Source organism: Nocardioides sp. NPDC057767, assembly GCF_042798275.1.
In the GTDB taxonomy this organism is placed as follows: Bacteria; Actinomycetota; Actinomycetes; order Propionibacteriales; family Nocardioidaceae; genus Nocardioides.
Genome location: NZ_JBHVKJ010000029.1, coordinates 54,789 through 79,053 on the forward strand (window position 1 = coordinate 54,789; position 24,265 = coordinate 79,053).

At 70.0% G+C, this 24,265-nt stretch carries 19 protein-coding genes; 12 read left to right on the top strand and 7 right to left on the bottom strand.

What is annotated here, in order from left to right; genetic code table 11:
* Nucleotides 1-85: 85 nt before the first annotated feature.
* From ACFVDI_RS16325 to ACFVDI_RS16335, 3 genes are all read right to left on the bottom strand, one after another.
* A complete protein-coding gene (locus ACFVDI_RS16325) occupies nucleotides 86-1,261 on the bottom strand; it encodes a hypothetical protein (protein ID WP_378906793.1) in 1,176 nt (391 codons plus the stop codon).
* A gap of 377 nt (nucleotides 1,262-1,638) precedes the next feature.
* Nucleotides 1,639-3,921, bottom strand: a complete 2,283-nt coding sequence (locus tag ACFVDI_RS16330) for an MMPL family transporter (protein WP_378906795.1) — start codon at nucleotides 3,919-3,921, stop codon at nucleotides 1,639-1,641.
* A gap of 94 nt (nucleotides 3,922-4,015) precedes the next feature.
* Nucleotides 4,016-5,056 carry an LLM class F420-dependent oxidoreductase gene (locus ACFVDI_RS16335; RefSeq protein WP_378906797.1) on the bottom strand — a complete coding sequence of 347 codons (1,041 nt, stop codon included), beginning with the start codon at nucleotides 5,054-5,056 and terminating at the stop codon, nucleotides 4,016-4,018.
* Between the two features lie 23 nt (nucleotides 5,057-5,079).
* On the opposite strand from ACFVDI_RS16335, the gene fgd reads away from it, so the two are divergent.
* The 6 genes from fgd to ACFVDI_RS16365 all read left to right on the top strand — a co-directional run bounded on the left by fgd (nucleotide 5,080) and on the right by ACFVDI_RS16365 (nucleotide 10,500).
* Nucleotides 5,080-6,084, top strand: a complete 1,005-nt coding sequence (fgd, locus tag ACFVDI_RS16340; RefSeq protein ID WP_378906799.1) for a glucose-6-phosphate dehydrogenase (coenzyme-F420) — start codon at nucleotides 5,080-5,082, stop codon at nucleotides 6,082-6,084.
* Between the two features lie 176 nt (nucleotides 6,085-6,260).
* Nucleotides 6,261-7,235, top strand: coding sequence for an RNA polymerase subunit sigma-70 (locus ACFVDI_RS16345; protein WP_378906801.1), 975 nt, complete (start codon nucleotides 6,261-6,263; stop codon nucleotides 7,233-7,235).
* A gap of 108 nt (nucleotides 7,236-7,343) precedes the next feature.
* The gene (locus ACFVDI_RS16350) at nucleotides 7,344-8,126 is read left to right on the top strand and encodes an SDR family NAD(P)-dependent oxidoreductase (protein WP_378906803.1); all 783 of its coding nucleotides are present in this window, start codon (nucleotides 7,344-7,346) and stop codon (nucleotides 8,124-8,126) included.
* A gap of 30 nt (nucleotides 8,127-8,156) precedes the next feature.
* Nucleotides 8,157-8,882 (top strand): acyltransferase, encoded by a 726-nt coding sequence (locus ACFVDI_RS16355; protein ID WP_378906805.1) that lies wholly within the window; start codon nucleotides 8,157-8,159, stop codon nucleotides 8,880-8,882.
* Nucleotides 8,883-8,971: 89 nt separating this feature from the next.
* Nucleotides 8,972-9,850: a glycerophosphodiester phosphodiesterase family protein gene (locus tag ACFVDI_RS16360; protein WP_378906807.1), complete on the top strand. Its 879-nt coding sequence runs from the start codon at nucleotides 8,972-8,974 to the stop codon at nucleotides 9,848-9,850.
* Between the two features lie 29 nt (nucleotides 9,851-9,879).
* Nucleotides 9,880-10,500, top strand: a complete 621-nt coding sequence (locus ACFVDI_RS16365; protein WP_378906809.1) for a TetR/AcrR family transcriptional regulator — start codon at nucleotides 9,880-9,882, stop codon at nucleotides 10,498-10,500.
* Between the two features lie 98 nt (nucleotides 10,501-10,598).
* On the opposite strand, the gene ACFVDI_RS16370 is transcribed toward ACFVDI_RS16365, so the two are convergent.
* Both ACFVDI_RS16370 and ACFVDI_RS16375 read right to left on the bottom strand, forming a co-directional pair.
* Entirely contained in the window at nucleotides 10,599-10,850 is a 252-nt protein-coding gene (locus ACFVDI_RS16370; RefSeq protein ID WP_378906811.1) for a hypothetical protein, read from the bottom strand.
* Complete coding sequence (locus ACFVDI_RS16375; RefSeq protein WP_378906813.1) at nucleotides 10,847-12,148, bottom strand: PspC domain-containing protein; 1,302 nt, start codon at nucleotides 12,146-12,148, stop codon at nucleotides 10,847-10,849. The genes ACFVDI_RS16370 and ACFVDI_RS16375 overlap by 4 nt, the downstream gene beginning before the upstream one ends.
* A 124-nt stretch (nucleotides 12,149-12,272) precedes the next feature.
* On the opposite strand from ACFVDI_RS16375, the gene ACFVDI_RS16380 reads away from it, so the two are divergent.
* A complete protein-coding gene (locus ACFVDI_RS16380; protein WP_378906815.1) occupies nucleotides 12,273-13,571 on the top strand; it encodes a PspC domain-containing protein in 1,299 nt (432 codons plus the stop codon).
* Nucleotides 13,564-14,211, top strand: a complete 648-nt coding sequence (locus ACFVDI_RS16385; protein WP_378906817.1) for a LuxR C-terminal-related transcriptional regulator — start codon at nucleotides 13,564-13,566, stop codon at nucleotides 14,209-14,211. Before ACFVDI_RS16380 ends, ACFVDI_RS16385 begins: the two co-directional genes overlap by 8 nt.
* A gap of 8 nt (nucleotides 14,212-14,219) precedes the next feature.
* On the opposite strand, the gene ACFVDI_RS16390 is transcribed toward ACFVDI_RS16385, so the two are convergent.
* Entirely contained in the window at nucleotides 14,220-16,490 is a 2,271-nt protein-coding gene (locus ACFVDI_RS16390; RefSeq protein WP_378906819.1) for a SulP family inorganic anion transporter, read from the bottom strand.
* 170 nt (nucleotides 16,491-16,660) lie between these two features.
* Here ACFVDI_RS16390 and ACFVDI_RS16395 point away from each other — a divergent pair, with 170 nt between their 5' ends.
* Nucleotides 16,661-17,023 (top strand): hypothetical protein, encoded by a 363-nt coding sequence (locus ACFVDI_RS16395; RefSeq protein WP_196875478.1) that lies wholly within the window; start codon nucleotides 16,661-16,663, stop codon nucleotides 17,021-17,023.
* Nucleotides 17,024-17,084: 61 nt separating this feature from the next.
* The gene (gene pcrA / locus ACFVDI_RS16400; RefSeq protein ID WP_378906821.1) at nucleotides 17,085-19,547 is read left to right on the top strand and encodes a DNA helicase PcrA; all 2,463 of its coding nucleotides are present in this window, start codon (nucleotides 17,085-17,087) and stop codon (nucleotides 19,545-19,547) included.
* 102 nt (nucleotides 19,548-19,649) lie between these two features.
* Here the strand turns inward: pcrA and ACFVDI_RS16405 are convergent, their stop codons facing one another.
* Complete coding sequence (locus ACFVDI_RS16405; protein ID WP_378906823.1) at nucleotides 19,650-21,662, bottom strand: peptidoglycan DD-metalloendopeptidase family protein; 2,013 nt, start codon at nucleotides 21,660-21,662, stop codon at nucleotides 19,650-19,652.
* 512 nt (nucleotides 21,663-22,174) lie between these two features.
* Here ACFVDI_RS16405 and sucC point away from each other — a divergent pair.
* Together sucC and sucD are read left to right on the top strand one after the other, a co-directional pair.
* Complete coding sequence (gene sucC, locus ACFVDI_RS16410) at nucleotides 22,175-23,338, top strand: ADP-forming succinate--CoA ligase subunit beta (RefSeq protein WP_008364063.1); 1,164 nt, start codon at nucleotides 22,175-22,177, stop codon at nucleotides 23,336-23,338.
* A gap of 17 nt (nucleotides 23,339-23,355) precedes the next feature.
* A complete protein-coding gene (gene sucD / locus ACFVDI_RS16415) occupies nucleotides 23,356-24,252 on the top strand; it encodes a succinate--CoA ligase subunit alpha (RefSeq protein WP_008364062.1) in 897 nt (298 codons plus the stop codon).
* Nucleotides 24,253-24,265: the final 13 nt, after the last annotated feature.

Here is a 24,265-nt window from a genome sequence, read left to right on the forward strand (position 1 = left end):
ACCCGAATGACCTCTGCCGAAACCCTAGCGTCCCGTCAACGATCGTCGCGCCCCAACGCCACGGGCGAGACCAATTGTTAAGGCGTTAGTTAGGAAGTACGGCGGTGAGCCCGTCGACCTCCGCGGTGAACCGATCCTTCCAGCCCTTGGGTGCGGTCCAGTTGGTCCAGGTGCCGCTCGGCTTGGTCACGAAGGCGGTGTCCGAGCAGGACCCCGACGCGGACTGGCAGTTGCCGCCGTTGAGCTTCAGCTTGATCGTGACGCTGGAGAGCAGCTCGTAGCCCTCGTAGTGGAGCGTCCAGGAGCTGCACGGGGCGAACTTCGGCTGCGCGCAGGACTTGTCCTTCGTCCACCACAGCCGGCGGTCCTTCGCCTTGCCGCAGGCCTCGGCCTCGCTGGTCTTCGTGGTGCCCCAGGGGTAGCTGATCGACGCCTCGAAGGTGGCGCAGCCCTCCTGGCCGCCCTCGCGCACGGGGATGTTGACCTTCCCGCCCGACACCGGGGTCCACTCGGTGGCATCGGCGGACTTCGCCCGCAGGACCACCTCGCTGCCCTCGACGGCCGGGCCCTTGACGGAGAAGTCGACACCGAGCACGGCGGGGGTGGCCGTCGCGGTCGGCGCGGTGAGCTCGTCGCTCGCGTAGCACTCGTCCAGTGCGGAGACTGCCGTGTCGGCCTGCTTCTGGACGCCGGCGTCATCGACCTCCATGACCTGGGTGGTGATCAGGCCGGCCATCGCGGACTCGTCGACGTCGCCGAGGCAGCCGGTGTCGGTCAGCGCCCACTCGTTGCCGATCGCCTTGCTCCAGTCGCCGGCGCAGGAGAGCAGCCCCTCGGCGTACGTCGTCGCCTGCTGCCCGCGCCAGGCGCCGGTGTAGGTGACGGTCTCGCCGCTGGTCTGGATCAGCCCGGCCTTGCGCAGCGCGTCGCTGCGCTCGTCCTTGACCAGCTGCTCGGCGGCGCACTTCGCGTCGCCCTCGGAGGCCCAGGCCGGCCTCGGCGCGTCCGCGGCGATGGCGGTCACCGCCTTCTTGTCCTCGGCACTGAGCGGACCGAAGCCCAGGCGTCCGGTGAAGAACGCCCATGCCCCGGTGCCGAGCAGCGCGACCAGCACCACCGCGCCCGCGGCGCCCAGACCGATCAGCAGCCCCTTGTTGCTCTTCTTCGGCTGGTGGTGAGACGGCAGCCCGTAGGCCGAGCCGTACGCAACCGGGGGCTGTCCCGGAGGCGGACCGTAGCCGCTCGCCGGTGCCGTGGGCATCGCCATCGTGGGCGGCGGCGGGGGCGGTGCTGCCGGTGGCTGAGCGGCCGGCGGCGCGGTCGGCGGCTGCGCCGGGGGAGGAGAGGACGGCGGAGGCGCCGTCGGGGGCGCCATCGCCGGGGGTCCGGCCGGCGGAGGAGGCGGAGGCGGCGGGGTGGGGCGCGCGCTGGGGACCCGGGTCGCGTCCGGGTCGACCGGGTTGACCGGCTCAGACGCCGGAGGCGGGGTGGGCCGCGGCGTGCCGGGTCTCGTCTTGTCCTGGTCGTCTGGCCCCATGTCGTACGCCCCGCATGTCGGTGAAGTGGAGCGACCGGGCCGAGCGACCCGAGTCGTAGGGCACATCGTAAAGACACTTCACGGAATTCGCAGCCGAGACCTCAGTACCGGCCGGGATCGCGTGGCCGCGGCTGCGGCGGCGGGTAGACCCGCAGGTCCCGACGGGGCGGTGGCGCGTGCCCGCGCGGAGGCATCGGCCGGCCACCCGCCGGGTGCGGTTGACGAGCTCTCGTCCGCCCGCGGGTGAGTCCGCTCGGCCACCAGATGACGTCGCCGAGGTCGAGGTTGAGGGCGGTGACGAGGATGGAGCGGACGACCAGGGTGTCGAGGAGCACGCCGAGGGCGATCGCCAGGCCGATCTCGATGAAGCTCACGTGCGGCAGCGTGGTGAGCACCGCGAACGTCGCGGCCAGGACGATGCCGGCACTGGTGATGACCCCGCCGGTCGCCGAGAGCGCGACCAGCGACGCGCGCCGGGTGTCGCCGTGCTCGACGACCTCCTCGCGCACCCGATGCATCAGGAAGATGTTGTAGTCGATGCCCAGTGCGACCAGGAACACGAAGACGAACAGTGGGAACTCGCGGCCCTGTCCGGCGAAGCCCATCGCCTCGAAGATGACCGCGGAGAGACCGAGAGCGGCGCCGAAGCTGAGCACGACGGTGGCCATCAGCAGCAGCGGGGAGAGGACCGAGCGGAGCAGGATCATCAAGATGATCAGCACCAGCCCCAGCACCAGCGGCATCACGACCTTCGTGTCCCGGTCGGTCGCTGCGGCCATGTCGAGCTGGATCGCGGCGGTGCCGGTGGCCAGTGCCTCGGCACCTTCGACGGAGTGGACCACGCTGCGTACGTCCTCGACGGTGTCGAACGACGCCTTCGACATCGGGTCGGTGGACAGCGGGACCGCGGTCAGCGCGACCTCGCGGGTGCCGTCGGTCACCGGGGTCACGCCCTCGTAGCCGGCCTTCGTCAGCGCCTCGACGACGTCCTTCTCGCTGCCCGGGGCGGAGACGACCTGGATCGGGTTGGACGGGTCGCCGAGCTCGTGCTCCTCGAGCAGGCGGTCGCCGATCAGCGAGGGGAAGTCCTTGGTGTAGGTCTCCGAGCTGTCCAGCGTCGTGATGTTGAGCATCGAGAGCCCGCCGCAGCAGGCCAGCAGCACCGCGGCGGTGCCGATCCAGACCGCCCGCGGCCGCTTCCGGATCCACCCGCCGAGCCGGGTCCAGACGCCGCCGTGCTTCTCGCCGGTGGTGCCGTACGCCGGCCTGACCGGCCAGAACACCCAGCGACCCGTGATCACCAGCAGCGCCGGGAGCAGGGTCAGCATCACCACGAGGCCGGCGACGATGCCGATCGCGCAGACCGGCCCGAGGCTGGCGGTCGAGCCCATGGTGGCGACCATCAGGCCGAGCATGCCGACGGTGACCGTGCCCGCCGAGGCGATGATCGCGGGCGCCGAGCCGCGCAGCGCCGCCGCCATGGCGCGGTGCCGGTCCTGGTGCCGGCCGAGCTCCTCGCGATACCTGGCGATGAGCAGCAGCGCATAGTCGGTGCCGGCGCCGAAGACGAGCACGTCCAGGATGGCCCGGTTCATCTGGTTGAGGGTCAGCCCGGCGTACATCGCGCAGAGGTAGACGACGCCCATCGACACGACCAGTGCGACCAGGACCGAGACGAGCGGGAGGAACCAGAGCACCGGGCTGCGGTAGGTGATCAGCAGGATCACGATGACCACCCCGGCAGCGGCGTAGAGCAGCGCACCGCCGATCCCGGCCCCCGCCTCCATCTGGTCGGCGGTGGAGCCGCCGGCGCCGCCGATGTAGACGTCGACGCCGTCGATCGCGGTCATCTCGACCAGGTCGTCGCGCAGGTCGAGCAGCGCGGTCGGGTCCTCGTCGGCGTAGTTGACCACGAGTGAAACCGTGGCGACCTCGCCGTCGGCGGAGACCAGACCCTGCTTCTGGCCCTTCATCTCCCCGGTCGGGTAGGCGATCGCCGGCATCATCGGTGATCGAGCCTGTCGAGATCCATCCTCTTGCGACTGTGGATTCGCTTGGCTCGTGACCCCGTCGAGCGAGGCGATCTCCGGGATCTGCAGCACGATCGCGGTGTAGTCGGCCTTCGTCAGGCCACCCTCGCGGTGGTAGACGATCGTCGTGGTCAGGTCGTCCGGGTCCTGCACCTCGGCGAGCTCGTCGATCGCCCGGGTCGACTCCGCGTCGGCCGGGAGCCAGTCGGAGTTGTCGTGGGACTCGACGTCGCCGAGCTTGCCGGTCAGCGGACCCATCAGGACCAGCATCACCAGCCAGAAGCCGAGCACGACCCACTTCGTGACGGGTCCGGTGATGCTGGTCGCGAGTTGGGCGCCGATCCGCTCAGACATGCGTCCATGCAACCAATGCCCGTGGGGGCAAGGTCACCGGGGGACGGCCGGGCCGGCCGTGGGGGTAAGCGAGGTCACAGCCGGCCGAGGAAGTTCAGACCAGCCACTCCTTGACCTGGGCGATCGACGCGAGGCCGTCGGTGCCGAAGGCGGGCGTTACCTGGAGGCTGGTCACGCCGGCCTCCTTGAACGCCGCGATCCGCTCCTTCACGAACGACTCCGGTCCGACCAGGTTGCCGGCCTCGAGCCAGGCCTCGGGGACCTCGGCCTCGGCGTCGCGCTTGTGACCGTCGAGGTAGAGGTCCTGGATCTTCTTGGCCGCGTCGCCGAAGCCGTACTTCACGGCCATGTCGTTGTAGAAGTTCTTGCCGCGGGCGCCCATGCCGCCGACGTACAGCGCGATCAGGCCGCGCATCGTGTCGCGGTGGCGCTTGGCCTCGTCGGGGTCGTTGGTGATCGCGAGCAGGCCGCCGGCGGAGATCTCCAGGGGCTTGAGGTCGGGCGAGCGCTTGGCCAGGCCTTTGTCGATCGCCTCGCCCCAGACGTCGCGGGCCTTGTCGGGCAGGAACTGGAACGGCAGCCAGCCGTCGGCGATCTCAGCGGTCATGGCGACGTTGTTGTCGCCCAGCGCGGCCACCCAGATCGGGGTGTCGGCACGCTCGGGCCGGTTGAGCAGCTTGAGGGGCTTGCCCAGGCCGGTGCCCTGGTCGGCCGGCAGCGGGATCTTGTAGAGCCCGTCGCTCTGCAGCCGCTCACCGCGCAGCCCGGCGCGCAGCAGCCCGATGATCTCGCGGGTGCGGGCCAACGGCTTGTCGTACGCCACCCCGTGGAAGCCCTCGATGACCTGGGGGCCGCTCGCGCCGAGGCCCAGGATCGCGCGCCCGCCGGAGACGTTGTCGAGGCCGGCTGCGGTCTGGAGCAGCGCTCCCGGCGTACGGCTGTAGATGTTGAGGATGCCTGCGCCGAGCTCGACCGTCTCGGTCTTCGCGGCCAGGTAGCCGAGCAGCGAGACCGCGTCGAAGCCGTACGGCTCGGCGACCCAGAGCTGGTCGAGCCCTGCTTTCTCCAGGCCGACGACCTGGTCTGCGGTGTCACGCGGGTTGCCGAAGTAGGTCAAGGGCATCGCAAGCTTCATGCCGAGGAGGCTACCGTGACCGTGTGACGGAGATCAGGTTCGGATACAAGGCGTCCAACGAGCAGTTCGCACCCACGGAGCTGCTGAACTACGGCGTGATGGCGGAGGAGCAGGGTTTCGACTCGGTCTTCATCTCCGACCATCTCCAGCCGTGGCGGCACGACGGCGGGCACGCGCCGTTCGCGATGACCTGGCTGGGCGCGCTCGGCGCGCGCACGGAACGGATCGTGATGGGCACCTCGGTGCTCACCCCGACCTTCCGCTACCACCCGGCGATCGTGGCGCAGTCCTTCGCGACCCTGGGGTCGCTCTTCCCCGACCGTGTCGTGCTCGGCATGGGCACCGGTGAGGCGATGAACGAGGCACCGCTGGGTGTGGAGTGGCCCGAGGGCAAGGTGCGCTTCGCACGGTTCCGCGAGGCGGTGCGGGTGATCAAGAAGCTCTGGACCGAGGACCGGGTCACCTTCGAGGGCGACTACTACCAGCTCGACCGGGCGACCATCTACGACAAGCCCTCCTCGCCGGTGCCGATCTACCTGGCGGGCTCGGGTCCGGCCGCGACGAAGTACGCGGGTCGTGCCGGCGACGGCTACATCACCACCTCCGGCAAGGGCGCCGAGCTCTACAACGACACCCTGCTCCCGGCCGTACGCACCGGGATCGAGCTCTCCGGCCGCAAGCCGGAGGACGTCGACATGATGATCGAGGTCAAGGTCTCCTTCGACCACGACCTGGAGCAGGCGATGGAGGCCACCCGCTTCTGGGGCGCCCTCGGCCTCAGTCCTGAGCAGAAGCACTCCGTCGAGGACCCGGTCGAGATGCAGCGTCTCGCCGACGCGCTCCCGACCGAGGCGACCGCCAAGCGGTTCATCGTCTCGACCGACCCGGACGAGCACGTCGCCCGGATCAAGGAATACCTCGACATGGGCTTCACCCACCTGGTCTTCCACGCCCCGGGCCCGGACCAGGCCAAGTTCCTCGAGCTCTACGGTGAGGAGATCCTCCCCAAGCTCCGGGCTCTCGTCTGAGCCGGACCCTGGGCCCCGGGCAAGGCCAGGGCCCCGGCCCGGGAATCAGAGGCCGGGGCCCTGGGAGGACCGCCCCACATACTTACTACGCCACCCATTTAACTTGCGTTGCACCTGTTTGAGATCGGTTGCGAATTCCGTTTCCGGGGTGGGTGTCAGGCTCTACGCTCCCAGCCATGAGGGTGATGACCGACCTGTTCGTGGAGGCCGCCGAGAAGCACCGGCGCGAGCTGCGGGTGCACTGCTACCGGATGGTCGCGAGCTTCGACGAGGCCGAGGACCTGGTGCAGGAGACGCTGGTCAAGGCGTGGGAGCGCCGCGATCAGCTGACCGACCCCGAGGCGATGCGAGCGTGGCTCTACCGGATCGCGACCAACACCTGCCTCGACTTCCTGCGCCGCAACGAGCGGCGGCCGAGGACGTACGCCCCGCTGCCGGGGTTCGACCACGGCACCGGTGAGCCCCCGGAGCTGCTGGAGTGGCTCCAGCCGTTCCCGGACGCCCTGCTCGAGCCGGAGCGGCCAGAGGAGGAGGCGGTCGCACGGGAGACGATCGAGCTGGTCTTCCTCACCGCGATCCAGCATCTGACCCCGCAGCAGCGGGCGGTGTTCGTCTTCCGCGAGGTGCTCGGCTGGTCGGCCGCCGACACCGCGGCCGCGCTCTCGGTCAGCGTCCCCACGGTCAACTCGCTGCTCCAGCGGGCCAAGCCGGCGCTGCGCCGTCATCTGCCCGAGGACCGGTCGGCCTGGCGCACCGAAGGGCCCACCGAGGAGGAGCGCAAGGTCATCGACGCCTACATCGCGGCGGGAGCGAGCAACTGGCGCGAGGGGATCGCCGAGCTGCTGACCAGCGACGCGGTGCTGACGATGCCGCCGAACCCGTTCTGGTTCACCACCCGGCAGGCGCTGATGGACTTCGTGATGCCCAGCCTCGACCCGTCCTCACCGACCTACTTCGGTGAGTGGCGCTTCCTTCCCGTGAGCGCGAACCGGATGCCCGCGGTCGCCGGCTACGTACGCCGCCCGGGGACCACGATCTACCGGCCGCAGGTGCTCGACGTGCTCCGGGTGGTCGACGGCCGGGTCGCTCAGATCACCACGTTCGAGCCGCATCTCTTCCCCGCCTTCGGGCTCCCGCAGGCGCTGACCTGAGCACCGATCAGAAAAAGTTCTGGCGCACCCGATGAGTGGACGAGGTGGCGTACGTCCTAACGGTCAGATCACGCACACCGGGTGCGTGAGGACAGCTCAGGAGACATCGTGAACGCACAGCTTCAGGACCGCACCGCCATCGTGTGGGGCGGCGCGGGTGACATCGGCTCGACCACCGCGAAGGCCTTCGCCGATGCGGGTGCCCAGGTCTATCTGGCGGGTCGCACCGAGTCGACCCTCGCGGCCAGGGCCGAGGAGGTCGGCGCTGCCGGCTACGGCGTGGTCGACATCCTCGACGAGGACGCCGTGGTCGCCTTCGTGGAGCGGGTCGTCGCCGAGACCGGCTCGCTCGACATCTCGTTCAACGTCGCCGACCGAGGCGACATCCAGGGACAGGCGCTGCTGGAGATCTCGGCCGCCGACTACACCCAGCCGGTCCTCCGCGGCATCACCGGCTCCTTCCACACCGCTCGCGCGGCCGCCCGGCAGATGGTGGCGCAGGGCCGCGGCGTCGTGCTCGCGCTCGACTCCGGCTCCGCACGCGGCTCGGCGCCGGGCATGGGTGGGACCAGCGCCGCCGACGGCGCGCTCGACGCCCTGGTGCGGGACCTGGCCGCGGAGGCCGGGCCCTCCGGCGTACGCGTCGTGGGGATCTGGACCGCCGGGATCACCGAGACCTTCACCCCGGAGAAGTTCGAGCGGGTCGTCGGGACGCGGCTCCCGGAGGAGGCGCTCGCCGGGATCCTGGCGAACCTCGACGATCTGCGGATGACCAGGCGTTCGCCGCGGCTGAAGGAGGTCGCCGACACCGCGACCTTCCTCGCCTCCGACGGCGCCGGCGCGATCACCGGCACCTGGCTGAACGTGACCAGCGGGATGTACCCGAGCTGAGAGATCGCGGGCCGGGTTATGGTTCCCGGCATGTCTTGGACCAGGGGTGAGCCGCTCACCGACGTACATCGGGAGCGGCTCATCGCCGCAGGGCTCGATCCAGAGGTGCTCGTCGGGCTGGAGCTGAGCGAGATCACCGGGCCGCTGCCCGAGTGGTGGCACGAGGGCGGCAACGCGCTCTACCTGCGCGACGGCTTCCGGCTCGACCAGCGGCTGATCGACCTGCTCGGGTTCTACCCGTTCTCCGACGCGCTGATCGTGGTCGCGACCGACATCACCTCGATGCAGGCGCTGCTGGTCGGCGGCGACCGGCCGACGATCTTCATCGGCCCGGACACGAGCATGGTCTGGGGCGAGATCTACTGCGGCGGCGACTCCGCGGTGATCCTCTCCGGAGGTCTCGTCGCCACCTCACGCGCGCAGATCGACGCCCGCAACGGCGGCTCGATCGTCACCGCCCCCGACCAGCTCTGGGCCGCGAACGTCTACGTCGCCACCGACGACATGCATCGGCTCGAGGACGCCGAGACGGGGCAGCGGATCAATCCGTACGGCGCCCACATCCGCCTCGGCGAGCACGTCTGGCTCGGTCGCGACGCGATCGTCACCGGTCACGTCGAGATCGGCGACGGCGCCGTCGTCGGGATGCGGAGCATGGTCCGCAACCAGAAGGTCGAGCCGCGTACGGCCGTGGCCGGTGTCCCGGCCCGGCTGATCCGCGAGAACGTCGTCTGGTCCGGCGAGGACACGCCCTGACGATGGTGTACCGAACGGCCCGCCGTTCGTAACGTCCCATTCACATTGCGCCCGCCGCGGCGTCGCCGCCGCCACGCACTCTGGGTGCCATGGCATCGGCCTCCCGCCCCCTTGTGATCGGCCATCGCGGAGCACCCGGCTACCTGCCGGAGCACTCCTTGGAGTCCTACCGCCTGGCGCTGCGCCAGGGCGTGGACGCGCTCGAGACCGACGTGGTGATGACGCGCGACGGGGTCATGGTGCTCCGGCACGAGAACGAGCTCACCCGCACCACGGACGTGGCCTCTCGCCCGGAGTTCGCGGAGCGACGTACGACCAAGGTGATCAGCGGCAAGAAGTGGACCGGCTGGTTCACCGAGGACTTCACCTTCGCCGAGCTGCTCAGCCTCGGCGCGCCGACGACGAGCCAGCCGATCATCACCCTCGACACGCTGCTGCTGCTCGTCGCCGACGAGTCCCAGCGCCGCGGCCGGCGGGTCGGGCTGCACGTGGAGGTCAAGCACCCGACCTACTTCGCCTCCATCGGCCTGCCCGTCACCGACACCCTCCTGCGGACCCTCGCCGACCACGGCGTCGACGGCTGGAACAGCCTCCCGGGTCTGCCCACGCAGCGGCTGTGGCTGCAGAGCTTCGACGAGGCGTGGGTGCGCGAGATGAGCACCCGCACGAACCTTCCTCTGGTACAGCTGGTCGACAAGAAGTGGGGTGCGGTCGACTGCGCCGAGATCGCGACGTACGCCCAGGCCATCGGCCCGAAGAAGTCGATGGTGCGCAAGAAGGGGCAGCCGCCGACCGGCCTGGCCGACGAGGCCCACCGGCACGGCCTGAAGGTCTTCGTGTGGACCCTGAAAGCAGGTCGCGACCAGGCGAATCGCCTCTTCGAGGCAGGGGTCGACGGGGTGTTCGCCGACTACCCGAACCGGCCGATCGCGGCTTTGGTGGACGCCACAGCCGCGCAGACCGCCTGAGGCTGGCGCGCCCCCGTAGGGTGTGGGGCATGCCGCCCCTCAACGCGGACCGCGCGGTCCTGATCGCTGCTCGCGAGGTGCTGCTCCGGGACCCCCGCGCGACGATGGCCGCGGTCGCAGAGGAGGCGGGGATGGGCGTCGCCGGTCTCTACCGCCGCTACGCCAACAAGCAGGCGCTGCTGCGCGCGGTCGCCGCCGACAACTACCGCCGCTACATCGCCTTCGCCGAGGCGGCGCTGAGCGACACCGAGGACCCCTGGCACGCGTTCACCGGATTCCTGCGCCAGGTGCTCGACGACGGCCTCCCGCGCCTCACCCTCGCCCTGCGCGGCGAGGTCGACCTCGATCAGGGCCTGCGTGACCTGGACAGACTCGCCGTCGACACCACCAACCGGCTCCTGCGCGGTGCCCGCGGCAGCGGCATCCTCCGCCCCGACGTCACCCGCGCCGACATCGCCGTCATCCTCGAGCAGATCGGCCGCATCGACGTCGGGGACGACGTACGCAGCGCCGCCCTGCGCCGCCGCTATCTCGCGCTCGTCTGCGACGGCCTGCGTGCGGAGGCCGCCAGCAGCCGCCTTCCCGGCCCGCCTCCGCACGAGGCCGATCTCATCGGGCGCTGGGCGGGGGAGATCTCCAACGTCTCCTGAGGCGTCATCCCGGTCGGGCGAGGCGTCACCACACTGCCGACTCGGTCGGCGCGAGTGACGCTTCGGCCGACGTACCTGACGCCTCGGCGGGTTGAAGGTCAGTTCTTCCGGAGCAGCGCTGCGAGCAGCCCGATGGAGCCGCCGACGATCCAGGGGAGCGGGAGCAGCCAGCGGAGGTCCTCGACGCTGCGGATGGCCACGGTGCCGCTGACGATCAGTGCCCACACGACGACGAAGGCGAGGAAGACGAGACCCATGACGAGGTGGCCGATGTTGACCGGGTGTCGGCCGGTGGGCTTCGGCTCGCCGACGCGGTCCTCGAAGCGAGGTGGGGCGTAGTCGTGGCTCATCGGGTCCTCCTCTCGGCCGTGTCGACGAAGCGTACGGCTCTCGGGTCGCTCTCCTCGTAGATGTTGATCGCTCCGAGCTCGGCGGTCGCGGTCAGGCGCAGGTCGGCGTCGTCGGCGAGGCCGGGCTCGCTGCCTTCCTCCCCGGCGACGTGGGTGCGGGCCAGGACGAACCCGCCGAAGTCGCTGCGGGTCTCGTCGAAGACCTGGGCCTCGCCCAGCGCCCCAAGAGTCGCCTCCGCGGCGACGGTGGCGTCGTCGGGGACGATCACGGTGATCTCGCCGAACGAGCTGGTGATGTCGAGGCCGCGGCCGTCGAGCGTCTTCGGATCGATGGCGCTCAGGTCGACGACGATCGCGCCCGCGTCGACCACGTAGGAGGTCTCCAGGGCCGCGACGCTGCGGGGGTGGATCTCGATGCTGCTGCCGGTCTCGAGGTTCGACAGGTCGATCATCGTGAGCGGAAGCGCGGCCAGAGAGACGAGGCCGAGGAAGATCAGCCCGCCCGCTCGGCCCCAGAACGCGCCCAGCACGAGGAACCCACCGAAGACGGCCAGCAGCGCGGCCGGGTAGGCGCTGGCCGGGACCGGCATCCAGTCGGCGACGTCGACGAGCCCGAGAACACCCACCACCAGAGCGGCGACGGCGACGGCGCGGCCGAACAGCAGCGGCGGGCGCCGGCGGCCGGACGGCCGGATCGGCGCGTTCGGGTCGTACGTCCCAGGCGCCCACGGCGCCGGAAGATAGCGCGTCTGAGCGGCAGGAGCATGGGCAGCGACGTCACCGGTCGTCGCCGGAGCGACGGGCGGGATCCCGCCCTGCTTGCGACGGCCCCACTTGCCACGGTTGGCGTACCAGAGCGCGACCACCGCGAGCACGGCGAGCCAGAACCAGGGGACGCTGGTGTCGCCGAACGCGTCACCGAGCAGGGAGATCGCGGCGATGCCGCCGGCGATCCAGAGCAGGAGGTTGCGGGCCGGAGGCCCGACCGGGATCATCCCGTCCTCGGCGGCCTCCTCGGGCACCAGCAGCCAGGCCGCGACGTACACGATGCCGCCGGAGCCCCCGAAGAACACCGACACCACCAGGATCACCCGCACCAGGAGCGGGTCGACGTCGAAGTGGCGTGCGATCCCACCCGCGACGCCGGCGATGTGCCGTCCCTCCGGGGAGGCATGGGTCGTACGCCGCAGGCCACTGAGGTTGCGCAACTGCTCGCCGGTGGGGCGGGTGCGCGCCTCGGAGACAGGCGATGGCGGCTCCGGGGTTGGAGGCAGCGGCGCCTCGGGCGGGATCGTCACACCCCTACTCTGACCCCTCGGCCCGCCACAGACCATCAGGGACGGCCCTGAGTTCTCGAAGTGCCAGGATCAGGGTGAATCCTCATGGCGAGCACCTGCTGTTGGTGTGACGATGGTTGTCATCATGACGACAACCCATGCGACGGCGGAGCTGCCGGCACCGCCCCCGGAGCCCGCAGTGCGCCGCGCCTACCGCGACACCGACGCGTCGGTGATCGGCGGCGTGGCCGCCGGGCTGGCCGAGCACCTCGGCCTGCCGGTCCTCGCCGTGCGTGCGTTCTTCGTGGTGACGGCGGTGTTCAGCGGCTTCGGCGTGGTCCTCTACGCCGCCCTGTGGATCTTCATCCCCGCCGCGCCCCACATCGAGCAGTCCACACCGGGCGGCGAGAGCGCGACCCGCGGTGGCCGTCGCCCGTCCTCGCGCCCAGGAGGCGTCGACAAGGGCCCGGCGATCGCGCTGCTCGCGCTGGGCTTCGGCGCCGTCGTGCTCTTCGACACGGTCCTCGGCGCCGGTGCGCTGATCTGGCCGGCGATGCTCGGCGTCGCCGGTGTCGCGCTGCTGTGGCGCCAGGCCGACGCCGCCCAGCGCGAGCGCTGGATCGACGGCACCGGACGTCTCGACCTGGTGCAGATGGTCTTCGGCAAGGGTGGCTGGCGGGCCTATGTCCGGGTCGGGGTCGGCGTCGGACTGATGCTCTTCGCGGTGATCCTCGCGGGCGGGCAGCTCGACCTCGGCAACGCCACCGGTCTGATCATCGCCGGCCTGATCGTGCTCGCCGCGGGATTCCTGGTCGCCGGTCCGTGGATGCGCCAGCTCGCCAGCGACCTCGGCAGCGAGCGCGAGGAGCGGATCCGGAGCCAGGAGCGCGCCGACATGGCCGCCCACCTGCACGACTCCGTCCTTCAGACGCTCGCGCTGATCCAGCGCAACTCCGGCGACCCCGCGATGGTGCAGAAGCTCGCCCGCGCCCAGGAGCGCGACCTGCGCGAGTGGCTCTTCTCGACCCCGGCTGAGGCCGACGAGACCTTCGCCGCGGCGCTGAAGGCGGCCACCGCCGAGGTCGAGGACGGCCACGGTGTGACCGTCGACGTGGTGGTCGTCGGCGACGGGCCTTATGACGAGACCGTGAGACCCATCGTCGCGGCCACCCGCGAGGCCGTCACCAACGCCGCCAAGCATGCCGGCACCGGGCGGGTCGACGTCTACGCCGAGGCGACCGAGGAGGCCTTCGAGGTCTTCGTCCGCGACCGCGGAGCGGGCTTCGTCGTGGACGAGATCTCCGCGGACCGACACGGCGTACGCGACAGCATCATCGACCGGATGTCGCGTCACGGCGGCTCGGCTGTGGTGAGATCGTCACCGGGAGAAGGCACCGAGGTGCGGCTGAAGCAGCCTCGCACGAAGGAGAACGAACATGAGTGAGGTCAAGGTCGTCATCGTCGACGATCACGCGATGTTCCGCACCGGCGTACGCGCCGAGCTGAGCCGGTCGCCGGTCATCCGGATCGTCGGGGAGGCCGAGGACGTAGACACCGCCGTCAAGGCGATCGCCGACGGCAAGCCCGACGTGGTGCTGCTCGACGTGCACCTTCCCGGTGGTGGCGGCGTCGAGGTGATGCGCAAGGCGCCGGCGATCGACGGCTCGCCGCGCTACCTCGCGCTGTCGGTCTCCGACGCCGCCGAGGATGTCATCGGCACGATCCGCGGAGGTGCCCGCGGCTATGTCACCAAGACCATCACCGGCGCCGAGCTGGTCGCCGCGATCCAGCGGGTGTCCGGGGGAGACGCGGTCTTCTCGCCGCGCCTGGCCGGCTTCGTGCTCGATGCCTTCGCCGGCACCATCGCCATCGCCGACATCGACGAGGACCTCGACCGTCTGACCGAACGAGAGCGCGAGGTGATGCGCCTCATCGCCCGCGGCTACTCCTACAAGGAGGTCGCCGGAGAGCTGTTCATCTCGATCAAGACGGTCGAGACCCACATGTCCAACGTGCTGCGCAAGCTGCAGCTGTCCAGCCGTCACGAGCTCACTCGCTGGGCCAACGACCGCCGCCTGCTCTAGGGGTCCGGTCACGCGGGCTCGGGCGGCCTGGCCTCCATCAGGTGGGCGAGCTCGTCGGTCTCCGCGTCGGTCAGCGTCGTGAACCCGTCGCCGCGCAGGATCTGCAGCGTGCCGTCGGAGATGTCCAGGAACAGCCCCACGAGACGTACGTCCCGGCCGGCCAGCAGCTCCCCGAGCCGGTCGATCATCACCGCGACGTTGACCTGGGAGACCTGGTCGATCTCGCTCCGTCCGGCCGCTGCAGCGGCGAGACCGACCGGATGCCCGGCCTGCCACTCCTGGATCGCGGGCGTGGCATGGCGCAGCCAGTCGCCGACCGGTCCCGCAGGGACCTCACCGGCGCGGGTGCTCTCCAGCGCCGAGGTGATCGCACCGCAGCGCGAGTGGCCGCAGACGACGACGGTGTTGATGCCGAGATCGTCGACACCGAACAGCATCGGCGCAGCGACGGAGCTGTCCGTGCTGTTCGGTTCGGGCACGAGGTTGCCCATGGTGCGGACCGTCAGCAGGTCGCCCGGACCGCTGGACGTGATCAGGTTGGGTACGACCCGCGAGTCGACGCAGGTCAGGAACACCGCCTGCGGCGCCTGGCCGTCGGCGAGTCCCTCGTAGACAGGCCGCAGCGGCGCCGCGTGCCGGCGGTGGTACTCCCGGACCCCGAGGGCCAGCGGATGGTGCGGGTCGGCGTGGTCGGCGCGTACGTCTTGCCAGGCGCCCCATGGAAGCAGCCCTCGCGGGCTGATCGGAGGTGCCTTCAGCGCCCGCTCCTGACGCGGCGCCTCGGCGCCGTGCGGCCCGGAGTGCTCCACGAGCACCGTGCCGCCGGCGGCCTCGTAGCGGGCCCGCCAGTGGTCGAGCTGGTCGCGTCCGGCCGGGTCGAGGTAGTCGACGAGGAGGTCGAGCTCGACGAGCTGGCCCTCCGGGATCGCGTCGAGCCTGCTCACCAGCGTCGGTGTCGCCAGGAACGAGAGACTGCCGTGCACCTCGACCAGCCACTTCTCGCGGCCGTCGGCGGCCAGGCCGGCCTGGCGTACGTCGATCCGCACATGGACCAGCCGCCACAGCACCAGGACCAGAGCGGCGACCAGGCCGATCATGACGCCCTCGATGAGGTTGAGTGCGAGCACACCGGTGATGGTCAGCGCGTAGATCCACAGCTCTCCGCGGGCGTGCGCCTGGGAGATGTCGGCGGGCCTGACCAGGCCGGTGCCCATCATGATCAGCAGGCCGGCCAGGGCCGCGAGCGGGATCTGCTCGACGAGCCCGACCAGGACGAGGGCGAAGAGCAGCACCCAGACGCCGTGCAGGATCGCGGAGGCACGCGTGCGGGCCCCTGCCGCGACGTTGGTCGAGCTGCGCACGATGACGCCGGTGACGGGGAGACCCCCCAGGGCGCCGGAGGCGGTGTTGGCCAGGCCCTGACCGACGAGCTCGCGGTTGAGGTTGCTGCGCTGGCCGCCGTGCAGCTTGTCGACGGCGACCGCGGAGAGCAGGCTCTCCACGCTCGCGACCAGCGCGACGGTCAGCACCGCGCCGGCGATGGCGAGCGGGGTGCCCTCCGGCAGCGCGACCGAGCCGATCTCGTCGAGCAGGTCACCGCCGAGCTCGACCCGCTCGGCGCCGGGCAGCCACGCGGCCGCGAGGAGGGTGAGCGCGACGACGGCCACCAGCTGGCCGGGCACCGCGCGGATCCGCTGCGGGAGCCGTGGCCAGACGAGCAGGATGGCGATCACGCCGAGCCCGGCCAGGATGGCATGGATGTTGGGCTCCTGCGCGTTGCCGATGATGTGCTTGACGTTCTCGAACGCACTCGACTGCGACCGGCCGCCGAGGGCGACGTTGAGCTGGCCGAGCACGATCGAGATCCCGATCGCGGCGAGCATCGCGCTGACGACGGTGGGCGAGATCGCCAGCGCGTAGCGTCCCAGCCGGGTGGCGCCGAGCACGACCTGGAGCATCCCGGCCATCACGGTGATGGCGCAGGTTGCCTCCCATCCGAACTCGGCGACCGTCTCGGCCACGACGACGGTCATGCCGGCAGCCGGGCCGCTGACCTGCAAGGGGGAGCCGCCGAAGAGACCGGCGACGATGCCGCCTGCCGCGGCGGCGATCAGGCCCGCGGCGACAGGCGCGCCGGAGGCGACGGCGATGCCGAGCGAGAGCGGCACGGCGACGAGGAAGACGACCAGCGAGGCCGGTACGTCGAAGCGAATGATCTGGCGGAGCTGATCGAGCGGTCTGGACCCGCCGGTGGGCAGGGTCGGGCGAGGTGATGACACGTCAGAATCCTCCTTGCGGAGCCGAGAGCGATGGTGGCGGTCACGGTGAGAGTAGGCAGACGCATCGGAATTCCCCAAGGCGAATGTGATCAAATTCGTGTGATCGTTCGAAAACGTGTCGATGCGGTACCGCTTGAGGGGCTCCGAGGCGCGGGCTCTAGTCTTTGCCCATGGAGATCGTGCGGCACATCCTGCTCGTCATTCACCTGCTCGGCTTCGCGGCGCTCTTCGGAGGCCTGCTGGTGCAGATCAAGGCCCCTGACAAGGTGGCCAACGGACTCATGCGCGACGGCTCCGGCACCGCGTTCCTCGCCGGTCTGCTGCTCGTCGGCGTCCTCGAGATGGGCGACGGTCCGGTCGACCACGCCAAGGTCGGCGTGAAGCTCGTGATCGGCCTGGTCGTCCTCGGCCTGGTCATGTCCCAGCTGCGCAAGCCCAAGATCTCCGACGGCCTCTACTGGACGATCTTCGGCCTCACGGTCATCAACGTCTGCGTGGCGGTCTTCTGGTCCTCCGCGCACGTCGCTTCCTGAGCCTCCTCGAGGGCCCGCCGACCCACGACTTGTCGGTGCCACGCCCTAGGCTGGAGGCAGCATGAGTACGCCTGACCAGACCCCACTCGCTTCCATCATCCCGGGCCTCGAGGCCTTCGCCTCGGCGCAGCCGGCCGACGAGCCGCGTACGCAACGGCGCGGGCCCAGCGCCGAGGAGCTCCTCGACGGGCTCAACGAGCCCCAGAAGGCGGCGGTGCAGCACCAGGGTGCGCCCCTGCTGGTCGTCGCGGGCGCTGGGTCGGGCAAGACCCGGGTGCTGACCAGGCGGATCGCGTGGCTGATCTCCCAGCGCGGCGCCCATCCCGGCAGCATCCTGGCGATCACCTTCACCAACAAGGCCGCCGCCGAGATGAAGGAGCGCGTCGAGGCCCTGGTCGGCAAGCGCGCCCGGATCATGTGGGTCTCCACGTTCCACAGCGCCTGCGTGCGGATCCTCCGCAAGGAGATCGACAAGGTGGGACTCAAGTCCAACTTCTCGATCTACGACGCCCAGGACCAGAAGCGGCTGATGCAGCTGGTGCTCAGCGATCTCGACCTCGACCCGCGCCACTACCAGCCCGGCCAGGTGCTCAACTGGGTCAGCGACCAGAAGAACGAGCTGCGTGACGTCGAGGCGGCCGAGAAGGACGCCCGCAACCACCTCGAGCAGACCTACGTCGCGGCCTACAAGGAGTATCAGAAGCGCCTGCGGCAGGCGAACGCCCTCGACTTCGACGACCTGATCATGTCGACCGTCGAGCTCTTCCGGGCCTACCCGGAGGTGCGGGAGGTCTACCGGCGCCGGTTCCGCCACGTGCTGGTCGACGAATACCAGGACACCAACCACGCCCAGTACGCCCTGGTCCACGAGCTCTGTGCGGATCGCATGGACGACACCGCCCTGACCGACTCCTACGCCGACGAGGCGCCTCGCAGCGACCCGGCCGAACTGATGGTGGTCGGTGACGCCGACCAGTCGATCTACGCCTTCCGCGGTGCCAACATCCGCAACATCCTCGACTTCGAGCAGGACTTCCCCGACGCGACCACGATCCTGCTGGAGCAGAACTACCGCTCCACCCAGACGATCCTCACCGCCGCCAACGCGGTCATCAAGAACAACAAGGGCCGCAAGGAGAAGGCGCTGTGGAGCGACGCCGGCAACGGTGAGCGCATCGTCGGCTACGTCGCCGACGACGAGCGCGACGAGGCCCGGTTCGTCTCCGACGAGATCGACAAGCTCGTCGACGGCGGGCTCAAGGCCGCCGACGTGGCCGTCTTCTACCGCACCAACGCCCAGTCGCGCGTCTTCGAGGAGGTGTTCATCCGCACCGGCCAGCCCTACAAGGTCGTCGGCGGAGTGCGCTTCTACGAGCGCAAGGAGGTGCGCGACGCGCTGGCCTACCTGCGCACCCTGGCCAACCCCGACGACCAGGTCTCGCTGCGGCGGATCCTCAACACCCCCAAGCGGGGCATCGGCGATCGCGCCGTGGCCTGCGTCAACGCGCTGGCCGAGCGCGACGGGCTGACCTTCTGGGAGGCGCTGCAGAAGGCCGAGGACGCGCCCGGGATGGCCACCCGCAGCCTGACCAACATCAAGGCCTTCGTGGCGATGGTCGAAGAGCTGCTGCAGATGGTCGACGCCGGCGAGCGTGCCGACGTGATCCTGGAGACCGTGCTCGACCGCTCGGGCTATCTCGCCTCGCTGGAGGAGTCCGACGACCCGCAGGACGAGACCCGGGTGGAGAACCTCGCCGAGCTGGTCGCCGTGGCCCGTGAGTTCTCCGACGACCCCGTCGCCGCCCCGAGCGCCGACCCTGCCGACGTCGACGCCGGCACGGTCGAGCCCGGCCTCGCCGACTTCCTGGAGCGGGTCGCGCTGGTCGCCGACACCGACCAGATCCCCGACGACGAGGACGGCGTGGTCACCCTGATGACGCTCCACACCGCCAAGGGCCTGGAGTTCCCCGCGGTCTTCCTCACCGGCATGGAGGACGGCGTCTTCCCGCACTCCCGGGCCCTCGGGGACGGCACCGAGCTCGAGGAGGAGCGCCGACTGGCCTACGTCGGCATCACCCGCGCCGAGAAGCGGCTCTTCATCTCGCGCGCCGTCGTCCGGTCCGCGTGGGGTGCGCCCTCGCACAACCCGGGCAGCCGTTTCCTCGACGAGCTCCCCGTCGACCTGGTCGACTGGCGGCGCACGGAGAAGGAGATGTCCTCCTGGGGCCGGCCGAACTTCGCCGCCGACAGCTGGGGCGGTGGTCAGCGGCTCGGTCAGCCCACGGCCGCCGGGCGCCGCAACTTCTCCTCGGCCGCGCTGCGCGCGGATGCCGCGGCCAAGTCCAAGCCTGCCCGCGCTGTGCCTTCGCTCGACCCGGGCGACCGGGTCACTCACGACTCCTTCGGCCTCGGCACCGTCGTCACCATCGAGGGATCGGGCGACAAGCAGGTCGCGAGCATCGACTTCGGGGATACCGGGGTGAAGCGGTTGCTTCTCCGCTATGCCCCGGTTGAGAAGTTGTGACTCGGGGTGGCTGAGAGCTCACGGGAGACTCTGGTCGCTTAGGCGGCTGTCTCCTCGTGAGACGCCGACTCGGCTCTGTGCCGACCTGACGCGCGCAGCGCGTCAGGTCGGGTCTACGCCGTGCTCGTTGAGGGCGGCGTCGGGGTCGACGGCGTCACCACCGCCAGGGCGGACCTCGATGTGGAGGTGGTTGCCGGTGGAGTTGCCGGTCGAGCCGACGTAGCCGATGACCTCTCCGGGGGAGACCGTCTGGCCGACGGAGACGCCGTAGTCGCTCTGGTGGCAGTACCAGATCTCGGTGCCGTCGTCGAGGGTGATGATCGTCCGGTTTCCGTACGCCCCGCCCCAGCCGACCTCGGTGACCGTGCCGCGGGCGACGGAGCGAATCGGGGTGCCGTAGGGGGCCGCGAAGTCGAGACCGGTGTGGGTGCTGGACCAGTTGGCGCCCGAGGAGCCGAAGGTGCCGGTGATGCGGTAGACGCCCGCCGGGATCGGGAGCTCCCACAGGTTGGACTTGAGGAACTTGTCCTGCTTGTCCGCCTGGACGTCGACGCCCTGGAGCGCCTTCTCCCGGTCGCTCGCCGCGGTGTCGGCCTCGGAGCGCTCGTCGTTACGGGTCACGGTCGCGGAGCGGTCACCGACGACGACCATGTCGCTGTCGCCACCGAGCGCGGTGGCTCCGACGAGGCGTACGTCATCGGCGGCGACCATCGTCGGACCGCCGGTCAGCGCGATGCCGCCGATGGCGGCCGCAAGGGCGGCGGCACCTGCGGTCATCGGAACAGTCGGGCGGCCACCGGCGGCCGCGGCAGCGGCGCGGCGGGTGCGCGGCCGGGTGGGACCACCGATCCCGACCATCGTGCCGGTGGTCTCGACCGCCGGCAGGTCGTGGAGCTCGGGCCGGTAGGTCGCGATCTCGCTGATGCTCGGCAGATCGATGCTGCCCGTCTCGGCGCGGAAGTAGGACTCGGCCTGGTGGGCCTCGTGGCCGTAGTCGCCGGTGTAGTCGTCCTGGTAGAACGGCTCGGCCTGCGGCGCCTCGTAGTAGGGCGCGTCGGCGGTGTAGGTCTCGGCCGGAAGGTCGATCGCCATCGAGTCGAAGTCGATCTGCTGCGGCAGCGACACCGGCGGGGCCGGGAACGAGGTGGTGTCGATCTTGAAGGAGGTCGGCGGCGCGTCGAACGCCTCCTGGAACCCGCGGGGCTCCATGACCTCGGACTCGTAGGCCGGAGCAGGGGCCGGGGCCATCGGCGGAGCCGGGATCTGGCGGGCCTGGCGTACGGCACGGACCTTGCCGGTCAGCGGCGCGAACGTGTTGGCCATCCGCAACGGCTTCGGGGTGTGCGTCGGCTCGGGCGCCTGGAAGGTCGGCTCCGGGGCGACGGGCGCGACGGGCGCGGCCGGAGCGGCAGGCACGACGGGAGCGACGGACGCCGCCGGAATGCCACGCGGCGGGGTCTTGGTCGAGACCGGCTTGCTCAACGCGGCCTTCATGGGTGCCGGCTTCGTCGGCTGGGTCAGGAACTTGGTGAGCTCGGAGGTCGTCATGCCTCCGACACCGAGGTCCTCCAGCACCTCGGGAGTCACCTTGTCCGGGTCGATGCCCATCGAGGAGAGCAGATCGGCCAGGACCGGGTCGATCTGGGCGGCCCGGCGCTGCGTCGGCACGATCGGCCGGGACGCGGGCTGGACCGAGGACGGCGTCGGGAACGACGCCGGGAAGGAGGGGCCGCCGTCGCCCTCGACGAGAGCACGGAGCTCGCCTGTCGAGATGCGGCCGTCGGTGGCCTCGGTGTCGCGGGGAGACCCGACGACCGGCATCTTGCCGGTCTGCTCGAGGACCACGCGGTTGGGCCGGGCCTTGGCGACCGGCTCTTCAGAAGTCTCGGGGGCGGGGGTCGGTGTCGCGGTCCCGACGGCGGGGGACGGCGCGGCGCGCCGCTTCCCGACGTAGGAGGTCGATCCGGTCGCTCGCGGAGCGGGCCTGGAAGCAGGGCTGTCGGTCGCCGGCGCTGCGCGCCGCTTCCCGACGTAGCTGCTGCTCGTGGTTGCTCCGGGGGAAGGGGTGACCGAACGCGGACTGTCACTTGTGACGTCGGCTCGGTGGTTGCCCATCAGTTCATATCTCCGCTGTTCGGGGTCAGACGGCGAGCCATGACTGTAACGGACCGGAGGGCGCGGTCAAGAAATGTGGCACGCCCGTTTCGCTGATTTCACCTTCGGCGAACACCGAACCGGTCGCTGATCTGCGTATATCCGCCAGACTCGAAACTGGATTGCGACTTCTTCGTGGCACCCGAAACGCGTGTCTACGACCGGGTTTGAGTCTCGATAAGGTGTCGAAACCCGTCGGCCATCGCAGGGCGCGCCGCGCCGTAGGGGCTTGAACGGGCCTCCTCGGCCAGGGCCGCGGACTGTTACTCGAGGTTGCCGATTTGTTGGTATATGTCCGGTGTGTCCGGGGTCTCGCCCCGCTAGTGGCGTACGTCACGTCGTGGCCCCTGGGCTCGTAACCGCGCCGTGACGGGGTCTAAGGTGCTGGACGGACACATCTGAAGACGAGGACGTCGACCGCTGATCCCTGCGGTACGCCGCCTCGTACCGCAACACACAGACCAGGTGGATCAGTGGATCTCATGGAGTACCAGGCGAAGAAGCTCTTCGCCAAGCACGGCGTCGCCGTGACCGAAGGTGTCGTCGTCGAGACGGCTGAGGAAGCCAGGAAGGCCGCCGAGGAGATCGGCTTCTGCGTCGTCAAGGCGCAGGTCAAGGCCGGTGGCCGTGGCAAGGCCGGTGGCGTGAAGCTGGCCAAGACCGCGGATGAGGCGTTCGAGCACGCCTCCAACATCCTCGGTATGGAGATCAAGGGCCTCAAGGTCAACCGGGTGCTGATCACCCCGGCGACCCCGCCGGTGGAGGAGTACTACTTCTCCTTCCTGCTGGACCGTTCGAACCGGCAGTACCTCTGCATCGCGTCCGTCGAGGGTGGTGTGGAGATCGAGGAGGTCGCCAAGACCAACCCCGACGCCGTGAAGCAGATCGGCATCGACCCCGGCAAGGGCGTCGACGAGGCCAAGGCGCGCGAGATCGCGACCGAGTGCGGCTTCCCGGAGCCCGTCTTCGAGCAGGCCGTCTCGATGATCCAGAGCCTCTACACGGTGTTCACCGAGGAGGACGCGACGCTCGTCGAGGTCAACCCGCTGGCTCGCCTGGAGGGTGACAAGCTGGAGGCGCTGGACGGCAAGGTGTCGCTGGACGACAACGCTTCCGAGGTGCGCCACGAGGACCACGAGCAGTTCGTCATCCGTGACGAGGAGGACCCGCTCGAGGCGAAGGCCAAGGACAAGGGCCTCAACTACGTCAAGCTCGACGGCCAGGTCGGCATCATCGGCAACGGCGCGGGTCTGGTCATGTCGACCCTCGACGTGGTCGCCTACGCCGGCGAGGCGCACGGCGGCGTGAAGCCCGCCAACTTCCTCGACATCGGTGGCGGCGCCAACGCGCAGGTCATGGCCGACGGTCTCGACGTCATCCTGAACGACGAGCAGGTCAAGTCCGTGTTCGTGAACGTCTTCGGTGGCATCACCGCCTGTGACGAGGTCGCCAAGGGCATCGTGGGCGCGCTGGACATCCTCGGCAACGAGGCGACCAAGCCGCTCGTCGTGCGTCTGGACGGCAACAACGTGGACCTGGGCCGCCAGATCCTCAGCGAGGCCAACCACCCGCTGGTCACCATCGTCGACACCATGGACGGCGGCGCCGACAAGGCCGCCGAGCTGGCCAACGCCTGAGGTCAGGAGAGAGAAACATGAGCATCTACCTCAACAAGGACAGCAAGGTCATCGTCCAGGGCATCACCGGCGGCATGGGTGCGAAGCACACCGCCCTGATGCTCGACTCCGGCGCCCAGATCGTCGGTGGCGTCAACGCCCGCAAGGCCGGCACCACGGTCACCCACAAGGACGCCCAGGGCGCCGACGTGGAGCTCCCGGTGTTCGGCACCGTTGCTGAGGCGATGAAGGAGACCGGCGCCAACGTGTCGGTCCTCTTCGTGCCGCCGGCGTTCACCAAGGACGCCGCGATCGAGGCCATCGACGCCGAGATGCCGCTGATCGTGGTCATCACCGAGGGCGTCCCGGTCCAGGACACCGCCGAGGTGTGGTCCTACCTGCAGGGCAAGGCCACCCGGATGATCGGCCCGAACTGCCCCGGCATCATCACCCCGGGCGAGTCGCTGGCCGGCATCACCCCGCACACCATCACCGGCAAGGGCCCGGTCGGTCTCGTCTCCAAGTCGGGCACGCTGACCTACCAGATGATGTACGAGCTGAAGGACTTCGGCTTCTCCACCGCCATCGGCATCGGTGGTGACCCGATCATCGGCACCACCCACATCGACGCCCTCGAGGCGTTCGAGAAGGACGACGAGACCAAGCTCATCGTCATGATCGGTGAGATCGGTGGCGACGCCGAGGAGCGTGCCGCGGCCTACATCAAGGAGAACATCTCCAAGCCTGTCGTCGGCTACGTCGCCGGCTTCACCGCGCCGGAGGGTAAGACCATGGGTCACGCCGGCGCGATCGTGTCCGGCTCCGCCGGCACCGCGCAGGCGAAGAAGGAGGCCCTCGAGGCCGCCGGCGTCAAGGTCGGCAAGACCCCGTCGGAGACGGCTGCTCTCGCTCGCGAGATCCTGCAGTCCCTCTGACGTACGTCAGACC

Coding starts and splice junctions, on each gene's coding strand:
- ACFVDI_RS16330 (WP_378906795.1), bottom strand. CDS start 3,921: ATGTCTGAGCGGATCGGCGCCCAACTCGCGACCAGCATCACCGGACCC.
- ACFVDI_RS16385 (WP_378906817.1), top strand. CDS start 13,564: ATGAGTGAGGTCAAGGTCGTCATCGTCGACGATCACGCGATGTTCCGC.
- ACFVDI_RS16405 (WP_378906823.1), bottom strand. CDS start 21,662: ATGGGCAACCACCGAGCCGACGTCACAAGTGACAGTCCGCGTTCGGTC.
- pcrA (WP_378906821.1), top strand. CDS start 17,085: ATGAGTACGCCTGACCAGACCCCACTCGCTTCCATCATCCCGGGCCTC.
- ACFVDI_RS16370 (WP_378906811.1), bottom strand. CDS start 10,850: ATGAGCCACGACTACGCCCCACCTCGCTTCGAGGACCGCGTCGGCGAG.
- ACFVDI_RS16335 (WP_378906797.1), bottom strand. CDS start 5,056: ATGAAGCTTGCGATGCCCTTGACCTACTTCGGCAACCCGCGTGACACC.
- ACFVDI_RS16380 (WP_378906815.1), top strand. CDS start 12,273: ATGACGACAACCCATGCGACGGCGGAGCTGCCGGCACCGCCCCCGGAG.
- sucD (WP_008364062.1), top strand. CDS start 23,356: ATGAGCATCTACCTCAACAAGGACAGCAAGGTCATCGTCCAGGGCATC.
- ACFVDI_RS16325 (WP_378906793.1), bottom strand. CDS start 1,261: ATGCCCACGGCACCGGCGAGCGGCTACGGTCCGCCTCCGGGACAGCCC.
- ACFVDI_RS16395 (WP_196875478.1), top strand. CDS start 16,661: ATGGAGATCGTGCGGCACATCCTGCTCGTCATTCACCTGCTCGGCTTC.
- ACFVDI_RS16345 (WP_378906801.1), top strand. CDS start 6,261: ATGAGGGTGATGACCGACCTGTTCGTGGAGGCCGCCGAGAAGCACCGG.
- ACFVDI_RS16360 (WP_378906807.1), top strand. CDS start 8,972: ATGGCATCGGCCTCCCGCCCCCTTGTGATCGGCCATCGCGGAGCACCC.
- ACFVDI_RS16365 (WP_378906809.1), top strand. CDS start 9,880: ATGCCGCCCCTCAACGCGGACCGCGCGGTCCTGATCGCTGCTCGCGAG.
- ACFVDI_RS16355 (WP_378906805.1), top strand. CDS start 8,157: ATGTCTTGGACCAGGGGTGAGCCGCTCACCGACGTACATCGGGAGCGG.